17 protein-coding genes and 1 pseudogene are annotated in these 17,992 nt (G+C 67.7%); 6 read left to right on the top strand and 12 right to left on the bottom strand.

Annotated features, from left to right (window positions below):
- Positions 1-53: 53 nt before the first annotated feature.
- Both F6J85_RS17200 and F6J85_RS17195 read right to left on the bottom strand, forming a co-directional pair.
- The gene (locus F6J85_RS17200; protein WP_150926959.1) at positions 54-1,772 is read right to left on the bottom strand and encodes a long-chain-fatty-acid--CoA ligase; all 1,719 of its coding nucleotides are present in this window, start codon (positions 1,770-1,772) and stop codon (positions 54-56) included.
- 61 nt (positions 1,773-1,833) lie between these two features.
- Complete coding sequence (locus tag F6J85_RS17195) at positions 1,834-2,790, bottom strand: nucleoside hydrolase (RefSeq protein ID WP_150926957.1); 957 nt, start codon at positions 2,788-2,790, stop codon at positions 1,834-1,836.
- A 123-nt stretch (positions 2,791-2,913) separates the two neighbouring features.
- Here F6J85_RS17195 and F6J85_RS17190 point away from each other — a divergent pair, with 123 nt between their 5' ends.
- Positions 2,914-3,750 (top strand): ribokinase, encoded by an 837-nt coding sequence (locus F6J85_RS17190; protein ID WP_150926955.1) that lies wholly within the window; start codon positions 2,914-2,916, stop codon positions 3,748-3,750.
- A gap of 18 nt (positions 3,751-3,768) precedes the next feature.
- Here the strand turns inward: F6J85_RS17190 and F6J85_RS17185 are convergent, their stop codons facing one another.
- From F6J85_RS17185 to F6J85_RS17175, 3 genes are all read right to left on the bottom strand, one after another.
- Positions 3,769-4,236: a GNAT family N-acetyltransferase gene (locus F6J85_RS17185; RefSeq protein ID WP_150926953.1), complete on the bottom strand. Its 468-nt coding sequence runs from the start codon at positions 4,234-4,236 to the stop codon at positions 3,769-3,771.
- 147 nt (positions 4,237-4,383) lie between these two features.
- Entirely contained in the window at positions 4,384-4,884 is a 501-nt protein-coding gene (locus F6J85_RS17180; RefSeq protein WP_238707003.1) for an SRPBCC family protein, read from the bottom strand.
- The gene (locus tag F6J85_RS17175; RefSeq protein WP_150926952.1) at positions 4,881-5,231 is read right to left on the bottom strand and encodes an ArsR/SmtB family transcription factor; all 351 of its coding nucleotides are present in this window, start codon (positions 5,229-5,231) and stop codon (positions 4,881-4,883) included. The genes F6J85_RS17180 and F6J85_RS17175 overlap by 4 nt, the downstream gene beginning before the upstream one ends.
- A 608-nt stretch (positions 5,232-5,839) precedes the next feature.
- Between F6J85_RS17175 and F6J85_RS17170 the strand changes: the two genes are divergently transcribed.
- On the top strand, positions 5,840-6,658 hold the full coding sequence (locus tag F6J85_RS17170; protein WP_238707002.1) for a PASTA domain-containing protein: 819 nt from the start codon (positions 5,840-5,842) through the stop codon (positions 6,656-6,658).
- Positions 6,659-7,225: 567 nt separating this feature from the next.
- Positions 7,226-7,447: a type II toxin-antitoxin system VapB family antitoxin gene (locus tag F6J85_RS17165; RefSeq protein ID WP_238707140.1), complete on the top strand. Its 222-nt coding sequence runs from the start codon at positions 7,226-7,228 to the stop codon at positions 7,445-7,447.
- Positions 7,448-7,902: 455 nt separating this feature from the next.
- Here F6J85_RS17165 and F6J85_RS17160 read toward each other — a convergent pair whose 3' ends face one another.
- Positions 7,903-8,292 (bottom strand): hypothetical protein, encoded by a 390-nt coding sequence (locus F6J85_RS17160; protein ID WP_150926946.1) that lies wholly within the window; start codon positions 8,290-8,292, stop codon positions 7,903-7,905.
- A 347-nt stretch (positions 8,293-8,639) separates the two neighbouring features.
- On the opposite strand from F6J85_RS17160, the gene F6J85_RS17785 reads away from it, so the two are divergent.
- Entirely contained in the window at positions 8,640-8,795 is a 156-nt protein-coding gene (locus F6J85_RS17785) for a hypothetical protein (RefSeq protein WP_191906680.1), read from the top strand.
- A 681-nt stretch (positions 8,796-9,476) separates the two neighbouring features.
- On the opposite strand, the gene F6J85_RS17155 is transcribed toward F6J85_RS17785, so the two are convergent.
- The gene (locus tag F6J85_RS17155) at positions 9,477-9,980 is read right to left on the bottom strand and encodes a hypothetical protein (RefSeq protein WP_150926944.1); all 504 of its coding nucleotides are present in this window, start codon (positions 9,978-9,980) and stop codon (positions 9,477-9,479) included.
- Between the two features lie 190 nt (positions 9,981-10,170).
- On the opposite strand from F6J85_RS17155, the gene F6J85_RS17150 reads away from it, so the two are divergent.
- Complete coding sequence (locus F6J85_RS17150; protein WP_150926942.1) at positions 10,171-10,650, top strand: hypothetical protein; 480 nt, start codon at positions 10,171-10,173, stop codon at positions 10,648-10,650.
- Positions 10,651-10,715: 65 nt separating this feature from the next.
- Here the strand turns inward: F6J85_RS17150 and F6J85_RS17145 are convergent, their stop codons facing one another.
- The 5 genes from F6J85_RS17145 to F6J85_RS17125 form a co-directional block, all read right to left on the bottom strand.
- Positions 10,716-11,054: a hypothetical protein gene (locus F6J85_RS17145; RefSeq protein ID WP_150926940.1), complete on the bottom strand. Its 339-nt coding sequence runs from the start codon at positions 11,052-11,054 to the stop codon at positions 10,716-10,718.
- Positions 11,055-11,279: 225 nt separating this feature from the next.
- Positions 11,280-13,274, bottom strand: coding sequence for a zinc-ribbon domain-containing protein (locus F6J85_RS17140; RefSeq protein WP_150926938.1), 1,995 nt, complete (start codon positions 13,272-13,274; stop codon positions 11,280-11,282).
- Positions 13,271-14,371, bottom strand: a complete 1,101-nt coding sequence (locus tag F6J85_RS17135; protein WP_150926936.1) for a TniB family NTP-binding protein — start codon at positions 14,369-14,371, stop codon at positions 13,271-13,273. The genes F6J85_RS17140 and F6J85_RS17135 overlap by 4 nt, the downstream gene beginning before the upstream one ends.
- Before the next feature lie 9 nt (positions 14,372-14,380).
- Positions 14,381-16,234: a Mu transposase C-terminal domain-containing protein gene (locus F6J85_RS17130; RefSeq protein WP_150926934.1), complete on the bottom strand. Its 1,854-nt coding sequence runs from the start codon at positions 16,232-16,234 to the stop codon at positions 14,381-14,383.
- Positions 16,221-16,928 (bottom strand): TnsA-like heteromeric transposase endonuclease subunit, encoded by a 708-nt coding sequence (locus F6J85_RS17125; RefSeq protein ID WP_150926932.1) that lies wholly within the window; start codon positions 16,926-16,928, stop codon positions 16,221-16,223. Before F6J85_RS17125 ends, F6J85_RS17130 begins: the two co-directional genes overlap by 14 nt.
- A gap of 13 nt (positions 16,929-16,941) precedes the next feature.
- Between F6J85_RS17125 and F6J85_RS17120 the strand changes: the two are divergent.
- Positions 16,942-17,988 (top strand): annotated as a pseudogene (locus F6J85_RS17120) (N-6 DNA methylase family protein); the annotation flags it as partial.
- Positions 17,989-17,992 lie beyond the last annotated feature (4 nt).

Here is a 17,992-nt window from a genome sequence, read left to right as displayed (position 1 = left end):
GTGGCGCGCGAGCTGAACCCCGGCCGCGCAGTGGCGCGCGAGCTGAACCCCGGTCAGTCCTCCGGTGCGGCGCGCACCGCGTTGCGGTCGGCGATGAGGGTGTCGCGCACGCGCCGGCGGAGCACCTTCCCGATGAGGGTCGTGGGCAGTTCCTCCCACACGCGGTAGGCGGTCGGGCGCTTGTACTCGGCCAGATGCTCGCGCGCGGCCGCGCGCGCGGCGTCCTCGTCGAAGACGGCACCGGGTTCCAGCACGACGACGGCCGTGACGACCTCGGCGCCGCCGCCCCGGGGCACGCCGACGACGGCCGAACCGGCGACGCCCGGCACGGCGTCGAGCACCTTCTCGACCTCGCTGGGCGAGACGTTCAGGCCGCCGGTGATGATGATCTCCTTCTTGCGGTCGACCACCGTGACGAACCCGTCCTCGTCCTGCATCACGAGGTCTCCCGTGCGCAGCCATCCGCCGTCCAGCAGCGCCTGCGCCGTCTCCTCTGGACGGTTCCAGTACCCCTGGAACACCTGCGGACCCTTGATGAGCAGTTCGCCCGCCTGCCCGAGCTCCACCTCGCGGGCGGGGTCGTTGGGGTCGACCACGCGGATGTCGGTCGAGGGGAACGGAATGCCGATCGTGCCGATCTTCCGTGCGTCGTCGAAGGGGTTCGCCAGCGCGACGGGGCTCGTCTCGGTCAATCCGTACCCCTCGTTGAGCATGCTGCCCGCCAGTTCCTCCCACCGCTTCACCACGGCGGGGGTGAGGGTCATCGCCCCCGAGATCGAGTACACGACGCCGGACAGGTCGAGCCTGCCCTCGCGGGCCACGCGCGCGAGGCGGTCGAACATGGGCGGGACGGCGGGGATGAAGGTCGGCGGATGCTTCTTCGCCGCCTGTGACACCAGCTCAGGGTCGAACGTGGGGAACAGCACGGCGTTGGACCCGGTCTCCACGGCGTAGATCACCGACAGCAGCAGGCCGAACGCGTGGAACATCGGCAGGAGGCCGTAGATGCGGCCGTCGCCGTGCGTGAACCGCGGCATCCACGCGGCGCCCTGGCGCGCGTTGGCCCACAGGTTGCCGTGCGTGATGATCGCGCCCTTGGGCACGCCGGTGGTGCCGGAGGTGTACTGCAGGCACGCGATGTCGGTGACGCTGGGGCGGGGGACGGAGCCGGCCGGCAGCGGCGCGGACTTCTCCAGCCGCGTGAAGGGCACCGTCCCGGGGGCTGCGGCGGTCAGCTTCGCGCGCGATGCGCGGGCCTTCTCCACCGGGAGGCGCAGCGCCAGGCGCGTGGTCCACGGCATGGCACGGGTGATGTCGACGGAGACGACGGTGCGGATGCCGAGGTCGGCGGGGAAGGATCGGATGAGGGGAGCCATCTTGTCCCACGAGATGACGTGCGCCGCGCCATGATCGCGGAACTGCGCCTCGAGCTCGTCGCGCGTGTAGAGCGGGTTGTGCTCGACGACGATCCCGCCCAGCCGCAGCACCGCGTAGAACGCGATCACGTGCTGAGGGGCGTTGGGCAGCACGAGGGCGACGCGGTCGCCGGCTCTCACACCGAGCTCCCGCAGCCCGTTCGCGACGCGGGAGACCCGGTCGGCGAGTTCGCGGTAGGTCAGCGACGCACCGAAGAAGGTCACCGCCGGGCGGTCGGCGTATTGCGCCGAGCGGTCATCGAGCAGGTCGATGAGGGAGCCGGTCGGCTCCTCGATGTCGACGGGGGTTCCTTCGGCGTAGAAGCGGTTCCACGCGCGCGAGTCGTTCAGGTGCACTCGTCCAAGGTTACGGGGCGCCGCCGCTGTGCCCCTCACCCCGCGGCCCGAGGCGGCGGGCTCAGCCGGCGAGGATCGTGTCGACCAGGTGCTGGCCGATCGACGACCCGACGTCCAGGACCAGGCGCGTGCGGACGCCGTCGTGGTCGCGGACGCCGATGCGCTGGCCGCGGAGGTCGGCGATGGTCTGCCCCCGTCCTGGGCCGTCTGATACGTCGACCACGACAGGTACCCGCGGAGCGCGGGTGGGCGTGACCGCGCCGGCTGCGATGACCGCCGCGAGCGGATCGTGCAGCGCGCACGTGCGCCGGCCGTATGTGCCGACGTAGAAGTCGAAGTAGTGGTCGAGGACTTCGCCCACGGCCCGGACGAACGGGCGCTCGTCGGCCAGCAGCATCCGGCGCTGATCCTCGTCGAGGGTGTGCTCCATCGTCACGTCCAGTGGCACGAGGGTCACGTCCCAGTCCGCGGCGATGAGCGCGGCCGCCGCGTGCGGGTCGTTGAACACGTTGGCCTCGGCGGCGGGCGTGATGTTGCCCGGGACCAGGGCCGCACCGCCCATGGCCGTGACCTCGGCCACCCGTCCGGGCAGGGTGGGGTCGGCCTCCAGCGCGTGCGCGATGTTCGTCAGCGGCCCGATCGTGAGCACGTGCAGACGGCCCTCGTACTCGTGGGAGAGATCGATGAGCAGCTGAACCGCGGTCCGAGGATCCGGCTCGCGTGCACCGCGCGGCAGATCCACACCGCCGATGCCGTTCTCGCCGTGCACCCACCCCGCGCCGCCGCCGTAGGGATGGTCGAGGTGGTCGTGCGCGCCGACGGCCACGGGAACGGCGGGGGCGCCGGCGAGCGCAAGGAGGTCGAGCGTGTTGCGCGCGGCCTGCGCCGCCGATGTGTTGCCGCTGACGGTGCCGATGCCGACCAGCTCGACGTTCGGCGCGGCCAGCAGGTAGGCCAGGGCGAGCGTGTCGTCGATGCCGGGGTCGCAGTCGAGGTAGACGGGGATCGGGGTGGTCATGCGGCTCCTCGCGGACGTTGCGGATGCGGACCCCGTCGTCCACGCGCCGCCGAAAGCGGCACTGTTCGGTTATACAACGTGCGCCGCCCGATTCCCGCACAGGCAGCGTGGTGCAATGGTGGGATGGCCTCTCCCCTCGGCTCCCTGTGCGTGGTCGGCAGCATCAACGTCGACGTCACCGCATCCGTCGCCCGCCTCCCCGAGCCCGGCGAGACGGTGCTCGGCGGCACCCTGACCCGCGATGCCGGCGGCAAGGGCGCGAACCAGGCGGTCGCGGCTGCGCGCCTGGGCGGACGCGTGCGGATGGTCGGCGCCGTGGGCGACGACACCGACGGCCGCGCGATGCTGCAGAACCTCAGCGACGCGGGGGTCGACGCCGGTGAGGTCTGGCTCGTTGACGCGCCCACCGGCACGGCCCTCATCACGGTCGACGACGAGGGTGAGAACCAGATCGTGGTGTGCCCCGGCGCGAACCACGATGTGACCGTCGACGGTGTGACGTTCACGCCGGATGAGGCGGTGCTCACGCAGCTGGAGATCCCCCTGCCCGTCGTGGCCGCGCTGACCACTGCCGTGCCGGGATTCCTCGCCGTCAACGCCGCGCCCGCCCAGTCGCTGCCGCCGGAGCTCGTGGACCGCGCCGACCTGTTCATCGTCAACGAGCTCGAGTACGCCGTGCTTCCCGAACTCTCGCGGGCGTCCCTCGTGGCCGTCACGTACGGCTCGGCCGGAGCAGCGCTGTTCCGCCGCGGACGCGAGGCGGTCCGGGTCGCGGCGCCGACGGTGCGCGCGGTCAGCTCCGTGGGCGCCGGCGATGCGTTCTGCGCGGCGCTGACCCTCGCCCTCCACGCGGGCTGGGACCCCGAGCGGGCGCTGCGGGCCGCGTGCGCGGTGGGGGCGGATGCGGTCACCCGGCCGGGGGCGCAGCCCGACCTGCAGCGCCTCGACGCGTACGCCTGAGCGCGGACGGGAGATCCGTCAGCGCTTCGCGGGGTCGTCCGAGACGTGCAGATACTCGCTGATCCACAGGCCGGGGATCACTTCGCGATCCCCCCGATGGGCGAAGCCGAGTGACTCGTACAACCGGCGCGCCGGAGCGTTCTCACGGCCGGTGGAGACCGTGACGCGCGGGCCCTCGGCCAGCGCGCGTTTCACCAGCCGCGATCCGATGCCCCGCCGGTGACACGACGGATCGACGATCAGACGATCGAGGTCCACGACGCCGTCGTCTGTGCGGTACCCGAGCGCACCGACCACCCGGTCGCCGTCGACCTCGATCAGCCAGCAGAGGCCGGCCGAGCTGAGGTCGCTCTTGTCCTCGTGGAGGGGCGGGATGCGGTCGTCGCCGATCAGCGCGGCTTCGACGGCGTACGCCTCGCGCTGCAGCGGGAGCAGGCGGTCGACGAATGCGGGGACATCGCCCTCCGCCAGCTTCAGCTCGGCCATCCGCAGATCTTGACAGACGCCGCGGCCGGAAGTCGACCGGGTCCACCGAGCGATTCGCCTCCGTTGACGTCCGGTTCAAAGCGGTCGTCACGTACGGAACCCTGCGCGCGGCCGGCCGATTTCAGAGGGCGGCCGGGGGGCGATCCATCATCCGGCGTAGTGATCGCACATCGCAGGGTGATACTGCTCGAAGCGGATCTCCTGCAGATCGCCTCCGCTCAACGTCGCACCGAGTCGATCCAGGTAGTACTCCCACCCCGGCCCCATCATCGCCGGGTCATCGCTGCCGAGCGCCTGCGCGAAGGTGAGTCTCGTGGTTCCTCCCTCGTCCTGGAGGTCGAAGCGCACCTGCCAGAGGTTCGAGCCCGTGCGCGTCTCAGCGCGGAACCGCTGGGGCGGCACGCACTCCTGGATGCGGAACTCCTGGCCCTCGACGTCCTCGCCTTCAGCGGTCATGTAGAAGGTGATCGTCCCCGTGGCGGGGTCACCCTCCCATCGCCCGATCCAGCGCTCGAGTCGGGCCGACTCGGTCATCGCCGCCCAGACGGCATCCATCGGTGCGTGGAAGCGCCGGTGCAACCGGACTTCCCTGCCCAGTGGACCGTTCATGGTGCTTCCCGTCGGTGTCGGGGTCGTGCTGTCGGTCATGAGATCTCCTGTCGCCGTTCGTGCGTGAGGGAACGCTCACGGATCGTGCGACGAACCTCGAGGTCGAGGCCGTCGAGCGCCGCACTCGGGATGGGTGGCTGCACCAGCTCATCGAGGAACACCCGAACGGCCGAGAGGGGGTCGCGACGGAGTCGGTAGCGGCGGATCCGGCCGTCTGTTTCGACATCGACGAGGCCGGACTCGCGAAGAATCCTCAGATGCCTGCTGACGGCAGGGCGACTCGTCGGTTCGGTGGCGGCGAGTTCGCCGGCGGACAGCGGGCCGTCGGAGAGACGCATCACGACTCGCCGCCTTGTCGGGTCAGCCAAAGCCTCGAAGACGTCCATGGCCAAAGCGTAACCGCGAGGTTACGCGAATGAAAGGCCCCATGGATCCGTCACGGTCTTCGCGGTACGTGCTGTGCGACGGGCGCGCCGGGCAAGCGCGCAACGTCGCGTGGCCCGCCGATGAACGACGAGCTCGAGAAAGTGATGGTGTCATTTCCAGAGCTAGACCGGACTGCCCCAGCCGATATCGCGCCACTTCGGACTGACGATTCTGGGGATCGCGTTGGCGTGGTGGCTGGCGTATATCCAGAGTTACTTCAGACAAAGCTTTGAAAAAAGACCGGGTCCGAAGCGGTTTCGGTCACTCACGCGCAGTGGCCGCTTCGGGGTAAGGATCGGTATCCTCGTCGACGCGCCTGCTGCGAGCGTCACGGCCTCCTACTCCGTTAGCTCCCGCCGCTGGGTGTATGGCGCCAACATGTACCGGCGACGCGAACGTGCAGGCGCGCCACGACAGCCGCTAACTGGGTGGAGGGATGAGCTGGCCGGATGCGTCGGCCCGAGCGAGCGGCGCCGAGGCACACCCTGATGGGCGAGCGTACGGCCGCGGGCATACTGAACGTGTGCAGAGACGTACATGGGGGAGTTTTTCGGCGGCGGTTGCGCTTGTGGCTTTGTTCCTTGGTTCGCCGCCGGCAGCGATCGCCGTTGAGCCGAAAGCGGCACCTGCGACCGTCGCGGTCGAGGACTACGCCGGCGCCCGGGCGGATCACGTGACCAGCGAGCTCAAGGCGATGGACTTGGACTGGAAGTTCAGCAAGCGCGTGCTGAAAAAGTCGAACTGGTGGGTGACGAAGCAGTCACCCAAGCCCGGCTCATTGGTGAAGCCTGGCACAGTCCTCAAGCTCACCGTTAGCAAGAAGGCGCCATTATCCGAAGCCCAGGTGAAGGCCGCTCAGAACGCTGCTTTCGATCAGTTGCCAGACATCCCGATGTGGGACGGGGCAACCGTGAAGGGAACGGTTGTGAGCGCGTCCGAGGTGTGCGTGGACCGAAAGTACGGCGATGGGCGCAACGCTGGATTCGTAGTCGTAACCGTGCCGACCCTTGAGCTTGGTGAACCTCTGGACGGCACCTGCAAGAAGGACTACCGCCCCTCCCGGGCGAACGCGGCCGGCGTCGTGGACGTGCCGGCCAGCGTCGCAGGCGCCCCCGGTCTTCTCGTGAGCTCCGACTTCGGTACCGACTGGCCGCTGACGGTGCCCTACGCTGTCGTTCATTGCGCGGACTACAAGGCGGGCAGCCGGACCCTCCAGATCGTCACCGTGGTCGCACCGGACGGCACCACTTACGCTGTCAATGGCACGGCGATGACCTTCACGGACTTCCCCGAGATCGACGTGATCTGGGCGAACAGCCCGGAGATTCCGGATTCGAAGATCAGCATCTCCCCGGTAATCAACGCGGGCATGAGCCTATGCCGCTGACGTCCCTGGTGAACAAAGAACCGCAACGAGCTACTGGGGCCTGTCTCGACGCGGTGCGTCGGGACGCAGCCGCCTCCTATAGGCATCGGAGAGGTGGTCGCCAGACGGCCGACTCTAGGGAGCGGCCCCGCCGGTCGCGGTGACGATCAGCGACCAGGGGTACCCGCCGAACAGCACGCGGCCGTACGCAAGGCGCTTCTTGACCTGAGCAGCCCGCGGGCAGATCGCGCCGACAGGATGACGAGGCGGGCGCGACGCAATCGTCCAACGAGCCATTGGACGATTGCCGGGAGCCGAGGCGTGCCGATCAGCCGCTCATGCCCGGTTGATGTTCGGGCTTCAGCTCCGACTGTGGCGAGCCGCTAGGTGTACCCGGCCATGAGGTTGGTGGCGGTGCGGCATCGAAAGGCTTGTCGGTATCGCGCTCATGGTTCATAGTCAGGGGAGAATTGCAGGAGGATCTGTGACAACACAGCACGGAGGTGACAAGCAACATCGCGGAGGACGCGCCCGTCCGCGCCGCTGGCGATTCCGCGTTCATTGGGTCAAGAGGAGGAGGTGGCAGCCATGACGGTTTCGTCGATCGATATCGACATCGCTTTGCTGCAGCAGGCGAAGGAACTCGCTGGGACACCGTCGAACCGCGAGACGCTGGATCTCGCACTGAGGACGCTTATTGCTGTCCGCCAACAGCCTGCCGCAGTTGAGCGCATCATCGGTCGAAGCTTCGTGCCTGACCAGATCGACGCTCCGACCCGAACCCCGGACGCCTCGGGCTCCTCGTCATGACGGCAAAGGCGCCCTCTTAACGCAGGGCGGGACGGCGCGCTCCGCGGCGTGGAGCCGATCCCCGAGCATCTGCGCGGCCGTTTCGAGCAGGGCGCTTAGCCGCGCGTGGAGGCCTCCACTGTGGGTTGCACGCGGTGGCTGCCACGTTGAATCGGCAGGTCGACTATCCGGGACTTCCGGATGGTTCGCCGTCACGGTCTGATCCTTCAGGACGCGTGTATCGGGATGTCGAGAGACCACGCGCGACCGCCGCTGTTGCCGCCAACGCACAAGAAATCCTCACAGATTGGCAGCCCGGGGAACGGCCGAGCATTCCTCGGTAGTTGGGATCTCGGCGCGGGAGAGTGCCTCACTCGCGGAGCCCCCGCGCTAGATTCGCGGTCGCCTGGTCCGCCCTCCTCGGGTGATAAACCCCGACTGGGTAACGAGCATGACGAACGCGGTGTCCGTTCGGTTCAGACGCTTTCAAGCTCACTCGCCTCGATCGCCACGCCCCGCCGACTCAATGGCTCCGGCACAAGCTTCAGGTCGGCCCCCCATGGCAGCTTCACGCCGCGATCGGGCTCCCACAGATCGTTTGGATCACCGATGCTCGCGACCACCCAGTCGGGCAGAGGCGCTCCAGCTTCTCGAAGGCGGAGTTCGACGATTCCGGCGATCGCGTCGCTCCATCGCCCGACATTCGGCGGTTCTTCCGCGGCGAGGACTACGCGTCCAGCAGCATCCACGGCACGGAGGTCGTCGGCCAGTTGAATAAGCAGTCGGTACGCAAGCCGACCGTTTCCTCTGGCTACGGCCTTCGAGAGCTCAGCCGCGATCTCGGCCGCGCTGCTTCGACCCCGCATTCGGTTACAGTACCGAGCGGTCGCCTCGGCGCCTATTGCTCGCCGAAGGCAAGGGCTGTGGGTAGCGAGTCGGGAGACGGTATCCGGCGCATCGTTCCGAGGCGTGCTGTGATGCCGGGACCGGCCAAGAGCAAGGTGTGGCTCGCACTTATTCGGGTGTGCGGTGGGAGCCTGACAGAGGTCGAGACGTTGAGTTCCACAGCTCCCGGTCTCTTAGGAGCGGGACCCTGCGGTCATCGCTCGCTAGGAGGGTGGCGGGTCCGGCCAGGCCAGCTTTTACCGCGGCGGCACGCTGAACGGAGCTACATCCCTAGGCGCCGGGGGTGTCTGTGCCCGAGAATGGCGATATGGAGAACGCCCCGGCCGCGCACGACTCCCTGAGTGAGACGCAGTTCTGGGAGGCGCAGCCCGGGGTGATCGAGGACGTGGCGGCGGCTCGCCGGCAGGCGGCGGACGGCGAGCTCCATAGTGCCGCCGAGGTGCGCGCGCGGTACAGGCCGTGACACGCCCGGGAGAGGACTTGCTCGCAAGGTTTCGAGCGGCGCTCATCCGGCGGGGTGCCCGCCGAGGCAGCCGCCGAAGCGGACCCCTGGTCGTGGGCGCTGTGGCTGAACGGAGCTGACCGCGACGAGCGCGGCCAACCGGTCCCCCCGAAGATCGAACGACTGGCAGCCAGCGAGATTGCAGATGTTCTCCGCGACGCGCAGCGGGATGCTTGGACGTGGTCAACGTGACGGCAATCTGACGCGCCCAAAGCAGTCGCCGTCAGCCCTGTCTGACTCCATGTGGGGCCTCGCGGTCCGCATGGCGGCCAGTAGGTGGCCCGTTAATCTCGGTTAGGCCGCGTATAGGAAAACAGCGGCCCCGTTACTGTCGGTTAGGCGCCGAAGCGAAACCACTCGCCGCTTTGTGGCGGGTTCGAGGTCGTCCGGATGTGGGCGGGCGCCGCGCCCCGGGCAATCCGCTAACGAGGCGTTGGCGAATTGGGAAGCTCCTCGCCCCTGGCATTCGTCCAGTGATGCGTTGGACGAATTGCCCGGCGGATGGCGCGCAACAGCGCTCTCGATTCCCCTTCGATGTGAGGGCTCGACGGGTTAGCGCCCCCCGACGCCGCGGCGCATCCCGCGACGCGGCCGAACTCCGCGCTCCTGCCCGGTTCGACGAGTAGGTCGCCGCGAACGTGCTCAGCCATCCGCGCTCGCACTGCCGTCGGCGGAGGCGCCGAGGGCGAAGAACTCACGGGGCTGCCCGCTCGCGCTGTCCTGGGCGGCGTCTGCGGGCTCGTACTCCGCGGCATCCTTTTCGATGAGCGCGCGGGCCAGGTCCGGGTCCGTCTCGGCGAGAGCGGCCGCGTCCCACACCGTCTCGTTGCTGACGGACTTCTTGTCGAACGCGACGACCGCGCGCAGCGGCTTGAGCGGACGGCTCAAGGAGAGCTTGCGGCGACGGTTCTTGACGGCGAGCACCACACCGAACACGACGCCGACCAGTAGCGCGAGAGCCCCGAGGACCAGGATGATGACCGCGCGCTTGGAGTCGGCGGGGTAGAAGCGGGAGAACACGACGGCCTGCGCGGCGAGCACAGCACCGCTGAGGAGGAACACCGACCCGTGGGCGAAGTCCACCTGACGGTAGACGTCGACGGAGTCGGGGTTGATCACACGGTTGCGAAGAATGTTGGTTGCCATGCGCGCCTCTATGCGCACGTCACCGAATCGGACACTGTCGATGATCTGCCTGACACACTCAACTCCGAGGACGTCGTGGAACCGGATGCCGACTGCCCCGTTGCCTGACCGCTCCCTCGGCGGTGGCGGTCCCCCGTCACCCTGCGGCGCCTGACGCGCGTGTACGCTTCACCGCACGAGGGGGACAACGATGCCGAGAGCTCGCAAAGTGGCGATACGGGAACTGGCCGCGGACTTCGAGACCACCGAGGACCACATCCGCGCGGCCATCCACCAACTCGGGGAGTACGTGGAACGGTCATCGAAGACAGTCGACCCGTCCATAGCCACCCTCCTGCGGGAAGCGCTCGGTGACCCAGGGTTCGTCGTCAACGCAGAGAGCCTCGCACACGTTCGAGCCGCCCCGCAGAAGTACCACCAGCCGGCCCCCTTGGTGGCGGAGGAAGGGGCGGTGTTCGATGCCCAACGGGTAGTCGAGTCAGGCCGGGTCTGGCTGTACCGCGGCGGTGACGGCACCTACGAGGCGAAGCAGCCCCGAGAACCTGACGATCAGGTGATCGGACACCGCGACACCACGGTCACCACCGAGTCCCGCACTGTTGGCCGCGGTGGGCATTGGGTCACGGAGACCCAGACGACGCGAGAGCAGCACCCCGAGGTCTACTACTAGTGCGCTGGTTCGCCCGCCTCGGCGAATTGCGCAACGGGCCGTTGCGCAATTCGCGTCGCCCGTTGTCAGTCATATTGAAGGTCGTCGTCGATGTATCGGATAGCCGCCGCCGCAGCGTCGCCCCCGATGAGCAGGCATTGCGTGACGGACCGTCCACCGAGGTCTTCCCTGGGCTCCTGGAGGAAGGCGTACTTGTCTGGGTCGCTGAAGTCGCGAGGAAGCGCTGCAAGGGCTTCTCCGAGTCCCGGGATGACGTCTAGCCAGGACAGCGACTTCAGGTCGTCGAGCTTCTCGGCCTCGCTGCCGAGGTCGATGGCGGACCAGACGACCCATGCCAGCGCTCGCTGGTGTGCTGCGTCGTTGAAGGCCTCAGCGTCGACCCCTGCCGCGATAACGAAGTCCATCTCCTCGGGCTTAGCCCGGGGCCGTGACGCTCTTCGCACCGACGGACAACGTCAATCGCGTCGAGCAGCTCGCGCAGAACAGCTTCGAGCTTCTCCGTGACCACGAGGTAGAAGTCGAGACCGCGCTGGGAGGAAGGCATCGTCTGGACAGCGTCCAGCTGCCGCTTTGCCGCGTCGGTGGCGGTCAGTGTCCGCAGCGCATCGGTGACGTGGTCGTTTGGTTGCTTATGCTGCTCGGGCATCGCGGAGGTCCTTCCGGGTGGCGCTGGTAGAGGTGTTCGACGTGCGTCGCCGTGCGGCGCTGCGCTGAATGTCTTCGGACTGGAAACGCGCGTGGCCCACCCGGTCCTGAGGGCTGCATTCGGTGCAGCCGTGTGACTTGCGGCGGTTGGGGATGCTCTGGGAGGTTTCGTGGCCGTCCTTGCATCGCCACTCGAACTTCGTGGTCGACCCGGCCATGACCTGGTTGGGGTCTTTCCGGTTCTTGTAGGGGTGCCAGTCGGTGGCGAGGTCGGGGTGGGTGGTGGCGAAGTCGTTGAATCCGGCGAGGAGGAGGCGGCCGGCGCAGTACGGGCAGCCGCATCCTCGGGTCCTGGCCTCGAGTCGCATCAGGAATGGGTGGCCCGCTTCGCACCACCAGACGACGGATAGGCGTGACCCTTTGGTGCAGTCACCAGGGTCACGGCCTTCGTTGAGTTCGGGGAGCCAGGTTGCGGCGAGCTGGGGGTGGGTGTCGGCGAGGCTTCGCCCCGAAGCGCGGGTACGACGCTGCTTGCATCTCTTGCAGGACTTGCCGTTTCGGGTCCGCTCCCAGGCGGTCGCCTTGAACTCGTGGCCTCCCGGGCACAGCCAGAGCCGGAGCTTGGTGTCCGTAGCAGTGAAGGTGCTCGCCGACTGTCGACGGACGCTGGAGGGGTGCAACTCCCGCGCAATCCCTGGGTTGGTCGTGGCCAGGTCGTTGACACCCGTCCGCACGACACGGTTGAGGCATACCGCGCAGCCACTGTCGTTGAGTGTCCGGTTCGACGGCGATGCGGTGTAGGGGTGACCTTTGGTGCACAGCCACCAGACCGGTCTGCTGCTGGCGACGCTGATGTCCTCAGCGGTGAGGTCGCCGTTGAGCGTGGGGTGCAGCTGCTCGGCGGCGGTCGCGTTGACCGTGCGGAGGTCGTTCACACCGGGCATGACGTGGCGACGGGTGCAAGTCGGGCAGGGGGTTCGCGCCCCGGATTCGTCGTCGTTCACGGTGATGTCCATGTAGGCGTGGCCGTGGTCGCAGTACGCGCGACGCCGACGCGGTCGGGCGAGGGTGGGGCCCGAGTCATCGTCGAACTGGTAGATGTTCGTGTCACCCGTGCACGCGAGGTAGTCGCCCCAGCTCTGGAATGTCTCCGGCCGCGGGTACCAATCGGTGACGTCGGTGGGCAGCGCGAACTCGTGCGAATGGCGTGCGTGGTAGCCGCTATATCCCCGGAACGCGACCTGGAGCGAAAGGTGCGCGGGATGCAGGTGCAGCCACACGGCGCGGGCAGTCGCGGGGGAGGAGGCACGCACGAGGTTGGTGATGCACTCGCTCATCCACGCGAACGTCGACGCGTAGGGGGGAGCGGGGTCGAACAGGCGCACCAGGGTGTCGCGTCGGGTGAGCCACTGCATGACGGCCACCGCATACCTGAACCCTTCATGGTCCTGGACGCGGAGGTCATCCCGGAGCGATGCGATGAGCGCCAGGAGCAGTTCGATATCGACCCGGCTCTTCCGGCGAAGTTCGCGAAGCTTACGGTGCGCGGCGACCGTCTTTACGGAGACGGTGCCCTGCGTGGCGGGGGTGCTCCCCGGTCCGGTCCAGCGTCGGTGCCGCTCGCAGACGAAATCGTCGAGATGCGGGTGCTGTTGGACGTGAGCGCCCTGGTGGCACAGGGTGCACGCCCACCGCTCGGGCAGTAGCGATGCGCAGGTGCGGCAAGCGTCAGAGTCCTCGTGGATAGCGGTGGGGGGTGCGGCAACGAGGCGGTCGAGCGGTCGGCCGGTCTTCGCGGAAAGGAGGCTCGCCCAGGTGGTCGCGGGGTCGTGCTGGCGGGCCCGGGCGAGGAGTTCGCGAGCGGACCTATCCTGGAGGCCGTTGATGCCGAGGGTGCGGCGGCCGTACGAGTCGAGGTTCTCCCGGTGGCCGGGGCGAACGGTGAACGGGAGTCGACGGGTCAGGTCTTCGGTGTTCATGCGCTCATCACCAGCTCGGTGGCGGTCTTGTCCTTCTTGGTCTTCCGGGTGAGGACGTTGCGGTAGAAGTTCTCCGCGGTCAGGTCGAGCGTGTATCCATCGAGGACCGCGGGGTCGAGTCGTTCGCTGTCGGCGCCGCGCTGCACCAGGTCGATGGCGGCGCCGGTCAGCAGCCGCCCGAGCGAGCCGATGGAGCCACCGGTGCGGTCGTAGAGGTACCGGGCGTGCTCATCGAGGGTCTTCACCGGGTGGTCTCGAAGTTGGAGCATCTGCTCGAACCCGCGGATGAGCTTCTTCCAGGAGGCACGGTCGGACGGGTCGGACCAGACATACCGCTTGAGCTCCAGCACCGCGAACCTGCTGGACAGCTGCTGCCCGCGTGCCCCGCTCATCAGGTTCGAGGTGGTGACGTCGATACCGCAGTACAGGAACGTTGCGTTGACGTCGTTGTGCAAACCCTTCAGAAGGTCGACGGACTCACCGAGGCCGGAGCTGCGGCCGGCGAGGTTGTGAAGTTCATCCACCACGATGAGCTGGGTGCGGGCGCGACGGATGGCTGCGACGACCTTCGTGCGCAGGTCCGTCATGGAATCCCGGGTAAGCGCCGGCAGCCCGAAGAACGCCGCCATCTCCTTGAGCAGCGCCTTGCCGTTGCTGCCGGGCGGGATTTCGATGTACATCACCGGGACGTGTTCGAACTGCTGCCAGTCGGGGACCTGCTTGGTGTACTCGGCGAGAACCCAGCTCATCAGCCGTTTGGCCATCGTGGTCTTGCCAAGGCTGGAGTCGCCGGAGAGGATGACGCCGGCGTGCCCGGAGTTGCGTGCACGGTTCTCCTGGAACGCGCGGGTCAGCATGAGCTTCCCCTTCATGGCGCTGTCGGTGGCGAGCACGATGCCACCGGAGTAGTAGTCCATCCGGCGGTGGTCGTAGTCAGCCTTGGCGCTCGGGCTGTCGGTGCCGCCCGGGAGCTCTCCCGGCGCCACGGGCGGGTGCTGCAAGTAGTGCAGCAGTGACTCCCGGCGGTTCAGCGCGGTGGTGTTACCGCTGTCGGGGCTGGTGAACGCGAGGATGAGCGATTCAGCGATGTTGGTCATGGTCTTCTCCTAGAAGGCGGGGGTGAAGTCGTCGTCGTCGAGCTCGGGCTCCGGTGCGACGTACTCGGGAAGAGGGGTGAGTATGGGCGTGGGCATCGGGGTGCCCGTGATTTCCGCATCGGAACGTGCGGTGAGGATGCGGTAGTCGTCCTCGACCTCGGGGAAGTTGGGTTCGAGGAGGCTGTCCTCTTCGCCACGCTTGTGGCACTCGATGAGCGCCCCGTCGCGGTCGACTACCCACACGCATGCCGGGTTGTAGGGGTCGACCTTCACCTCCCATTTCCCGCCGTGGCGGGGATGCCGGGACTTCTCATAGCGGAGACGGTGGAGTTCGTCGGAGTCGTACTCGCGCGTCGCGACCGTGACGCCGGTGGAGCGGATGACACGGAAGTGGGAATCGAGCATGCGGATGTAGTCCTCGCGGGTGAGCGGGGCGCGGAACTGAGCGGCGGTCATCGCGGCGCGCTCTGCCACCTGGTTCGGGGAGAGCAGGCGGGTTGGATACAGCCGGTCACGCAGTCCCTCGTGCGGCCGGTTCTGCCAGGTGCGGATGACCCAGTCCTCGAAAAGTTCCCGGAGCATCTCCACCGTGAGGAGTTCGTCGGTCGACACTTTCGTGCCCCGGTGCTCTGTGCTGCGGCCGACGTAGCCCTCCAGGTATTGCGTGAACAGGCTGTTCACGCTCCCGAACGTGCGCTCCACGTGCGGCTTGCTGGTCGGCGTATGGGGTGCAGAGAGGACGAGGGAGCACTGCAGCTTCTCAGCGGCCGCGCGGAACGTGGTCGAGACGTAATCCTTTCCGCGGTCGGTGGTGATGTCGCGAGGGAAGATGAACGGCATCCCGTGCGCGTGCGACTCATACTCTTCCTGGGGCATGAGCGACAGCTTCGGGTTCTCTCGCTTCAGCAGGTCACGGAACCACTCCCGTGAGGGTCGCGCGGTGCGCGGGGTCGCAGCCTGCGCGAGCAGGAGCGCCTGGTCGATACCTTTGGTCGCCTTCAGCCGGATGGTGAACGCGAGGATGGACCGCGTGTGCACGTCGACCATGATGCTCAGCAGTGGCCGAACTCGCTCACCCTTCGGAGTGCGGACCTCGACGTCCATCGTGTTCGTATCGATTTCGACCTGAGCGCCGGGGAACAGTGGCGCCGCCTTCGCGAAGGTCCGGTCCGGGCGGTTGCCGAGCGACCGACGCGTCTTCGCGCTCCCGGTGGTGTGCTTCCCGCCGCCGAGCATTCGCACCAATTGGTAGAACCTCGACCGGGACGGCAGCTTCACCAGCCCGTAGGTGTCCCGGACCTGGTTCGAGGTCTCCTGGATGATGCGGCTGACGGTTCCGGTGGACCGGTTCTTCTGGGCGTTGACGACGTTCACCAGGATGGTGTAGACCCGCCAGTCTAGGCGGTCGACCGTGGTCTTGAACTCTCGGATGGCGCGGCCATCGACGAGACCGATGAGTCCGTCACGGCGGTACTTGGACAGCTTGTCGAAGAAGGTGGACCGGCTCATTCCACGGCCGTTGTCCGCCATCTCGTTGAGTTTCCGGATGACCCGTCGCTCCTGGGTCGTGGAGGAGAGGTCGTACTCGGGTCGACGGCGACCGTTGCGGCCGATGCCGGTCAGCACCTCCTCGATGTCGGCCGCGAGTATCGTCGCTGCTTCGACGATATGCCGGGGGAGGTTGTCGAATATCCGCGGGCTGCGGCCGTCGTCGGCCTCGAGAAGCTCCGCCAGCTCGCTGTGCGTGAGCGTCCGCTGTTCGTTCGTGACTCGGTGGACGAGGCTCACCCCACGGGTGTTGGTCTTTTCGATTTCGTAGACTTCGCCGCTGATGGTCAGAGCGATAGCTTCATGCGATGCCATCAACGTTCCCCTTCCGGCTCGGGTTGACCTGGACAGGGGTCGACGGGCGGAGGTGGATGCCGAGGTCGACGAGGAGCGACCGTGTCCACAGCAGGTGGAAGACCCGGCTGCGGGCGGCGGGGGTAGAGGCGGCCGGCATGTGGTCGACGGCGTCTTGAATCGTCCAGCCCGGTGCGGCTGCTTGGAGGACCTCCTCCTCGGCCTCGATGCCCGGGTGGTTCGGGGTCTGTCGGAACAGCGCCAGCCAGGCGAGGTTGACTCGCTCCTGGTCTGGTCGTTCGGTCAGTACTTTGTAGTTCCAGCCGACTGCCTCACAGACGTGGCGGGTCCACTCGAACTGCGCCTTTGCGCTCTCGTTGATGCGAGCGGCGGGCTTCACGTCGTACATCGTCTGGACCCCGCTGGCGTCGAGCGCGAGGAAGTCTGGGTAATGCCGCGTCCCGTCGGACGCGGTGAGCATCATCGGCTGCGCGGCCACGGCCACAATGTCCCCGGTGTGGTCCAGCCAGGTCAGGGAGTCCCGTTCGAGCAGCGACTCGTGCCAGACGTGGGACCCGGTCGAGGCCATCCAGTAATAGCCGTGGTAGTTCCGCTGGCGCGGGTAGGCCTTCCCGACACGAATCGCGTCAGCCGTATACAGGGACTGACCCAGGAGCTGGGAGTCCAGCGGGGCGGTGGAGGACGTGCCGTGCATCGTCCAGGTTGCGGTGTACGAGTACTTCCTGGAGAAGTTCGCCGCAGCAGAGGGCAAGCGGGGCGGTGAGTTCTACACGCCCGCCGGTGTGGTGCGGGTGCTCGTCGAGGTCCTGCAGCCGACGCGGGGTCGGGTGTACGACCCGGCGTGCGGGTCGGGCGGCATGTTCGTGCAGGCGGAGAAGTTCATCGACGCCCACCACGGTGAGGGCAGCGACATCTCGGTCTTCGGGCAGGAGCTCAACGAGCGCACCTGGCGGATGGCGAAGATGAACCTTGCCATCCACGGGCTGACGGGCAACCTCGGCCCGCGGTGGGGCGACACGTTCGCCCGCGACCTGCACCCGGACGTGCAGGCCGACTTCGTGATGGCGAACCCGCCGTTCAACATCAAGGACTGGGCGCGCAACGAGGACGACCCCCGCTGGCGGTTCGGCGTGCCGCCGGCGAACAACGCAAACTACGCCTGGATCCAGCACATCCTCTCCAAGCTCGCGCCCGGCGGGCAGGCGGGTGTGGTCATGGCGAACGGCTCGATGTCGTCGAACTCCGGCGGTGAGGGCAGGATCCGCGCCGAGATCGTCGAGGCCGACCTCGTCTCGTGCATGGTCGCGCTGCCGACGCAGCTCTTCCGGTCGACGGGCATCCCGGTGTGCGTGTGGTTCTTCGCGAAGGACAAGGGCAAGCGCGCCGGCGAGGTGCTGTTCATCGACGCCCGCAACCTCGGGCACATGGTCGACCGCGCGGAGCGTGCGCTCAGCGACGAGGACATCGCCAGGATCGCCGGCACGTTCCACGCCTGGCGCGGTGTCGAATCGGATGCCGCACCCGTGGAGTACGCGGACGTTCCGGGCTTCTGCTACTCCGCGCCCCTTTCCGAGATCAAGGCCGCGGATTATGCCCTGACCCCTGGCCGCTACGTCGGCGCGCCGGAGGTCGAGGACGACGGCGAGCCGATCGAGGAGAAGCTCGCGCGCCTGCGCGCCGAGCTCGAGGCGCAGTTCGCCGAGTCCGCGCGGCTGGCGGACGTCGTGCGCGAGCAGCTGGGGAGGGTCGAGTGACTGC

The sequence above is a fragment of the Microbacterium lushaniae genome (assembly GCF_008727775.1).
Classification (GTDB): Bacteria; Actinomycetota; Actinomycetes; order Actinomycetales; family Microbacteriaceae; genus Microbacterium; species Microbacterium lushaniae.
Note: the sequence above shows the minus strand (reverse complement) of the source record. Positions and strands in the feature narration are given on the sequence as shown.